General features: G+C 47.4%; 1 pseudogene. It reads left to right on the forward strand.

The features are described 5' to 3' along the window. Positions 1 to 2,054 (forward strand): annotated as a pseudogene (locus tag GGD38_RS37295) (gliding motility-associated C-terminal domain-containing protein); the annotation flags it as partial.

The following is a 2,054-nucleotide window of genomic DNA, read 5'->3' on the forward strand; positions in this document are numbered from 1 at the left end:
TTTACAGCAGTTGCTCCTATTTGCGCTGGGGCTACTTTAACACCGCTGCCAACTAGTTCTAACAATGGCATTACAGGTACCTGGGCGCCGGCACTTAATAATACCGCAACTACAACATATACATTTACGCCGGGTGCCGGACAGTGTGCGACTACAACGACTTTAACAATCACAGTTAATCCCAATGTGACGCCGACGTTTACAGCAGTTGCTCCTATTTGCGCTGGGGCTACTTTAACACCGCTGCCAACTAGTTCTAACAATGGCATTACGGGTACCTGGGCACCTGCTTTGGATAACACAGCAACAACTACTTATACCTTTACCCCAACCGCTGGCCAGTGTGCGACTACAACGACTTTAACTATTACAGTTAATCCAAATGTAACACCGACGTTTACAGCTGTTGCGCCAATCTGTTCGGGAGCTACCCTGTCACCTTTGCCAACTAGTTCTAACAATGGCATTACTGGTACCTGGGCGCCGGCACTTAACAATACGGCAACTACAACTTATACCTTTACGCCGAGTGCTGGACAGTGTGCGACGACTACTACATTAACTATTACCGTTAATCCGACTGTAACACCGACGTTTACAGCTGTAGCGCCAATATGTTCGGGAGCTACCCTTTCTCCATTACCAACTTCATCTAACAATGGTATTCCCGGTACCTGGTCGCCCGCTTTGGATAATACCACAACGACTACCTACACCTTTTCCCCAACAGCTGGACAGTGTGCAACTACAACGACTTTAACGATTACGGTTAATCCGAATGTAACACCGACGTTTACAGCCGTAGCGCCAATATGTTCGGGAGCTACCCTGTCGCCATTACCAACTAGTTCTAACAATGGCATTACTGGTACCTGGGCACCGGCTTTGGATAATACAGCAACTACAACATATACGTTTACTCCAACAGCTGGGCAGTGTGCGACTACGACGACTTTAACGATTACGGTTAATCCAAATGTAACACCGACATTTACCGCTGTAGCGCCAATCTGTTCGGGCGCTCCCCTTTCTCCATTACCAACTACATCTAACAATGGTATTACGGGAACCTGGGCGCCTGCTTTGGATAACACCACAACAACTACTTATACCTTTACACCAACTGCAGGACAGTGCGCGACTACTACGACTTTAACTATTACCGTTAATCCAAATGTAACACCGACGTTTACTGCAGTCGCGCCAATTTGTTCTGGTGCTACCCTGTCGCTATTGCCTACTAGTTCTAACAATGGCATTACTGGTACCTGGGCGCCGGCACTTAATAATACCGCAACTACAACTTATACATTTACGCCGGGTGCAGGACAGTGTGCTACTACAACGACTTTGACTATTACCGTTAATCCGAATGTAACGCCGACGTTTACGGCCGTAGCGCCAATTTGTTCAGGTGCTACTTTAACACCACTGCCAACAACTTCTACCAATGGTATTACCGGTACATGGGCACCGGCTTTGGATAATACAGCAACGACTACCTACACCTTTACACCAACGGCAGGACAGTGCGCGACTACAACTTCATTAACTATTACGGTTAATCCAAACGTAACGCCGACGTTTACGGCAGTGGCTCCTATATGCGCTGGGGCTACTTTAACACCATTGCCAACTACTTCTACTAATGGTATTACCGGTACCTGGGCACCAGCTTTGGATAATACGACTACAACAACCTATACCTTTACCCCAACAGCTGGCCAGTGCGCTACTACAACTACATTAACTGTTACCGTTAATCCAAACGTAACGCCGACGTTTACTGCAGTCGCGCCAATTTGTTCTGGTGCTACCCTGTCGCCATTGCCTACTAGTTCTAACAATGGCATTACTGGTACCTGGGCGCCGGCACTTAATAATACCGCAACTACAACTTATACCTTTACACCAACAGCCGGACAGTGTGCTACGACAACGACTTTAACTATTACCGTAAATCCGAATGTGACGCCGACGTTTACAGCCGTAGCGCCAATATGTTCGGGAGCTACCCTGTCGCCATTACCAACTAGTTCTAACAATGGCATTAC

This window comes from Niastella sp. OAS944 (assembly GCA_024809215.1).
Lineage (GTDB): Bacteria > Bacteroidota > Bacteroidia > Chitinophagales > Chitinophagaceae > Niastella.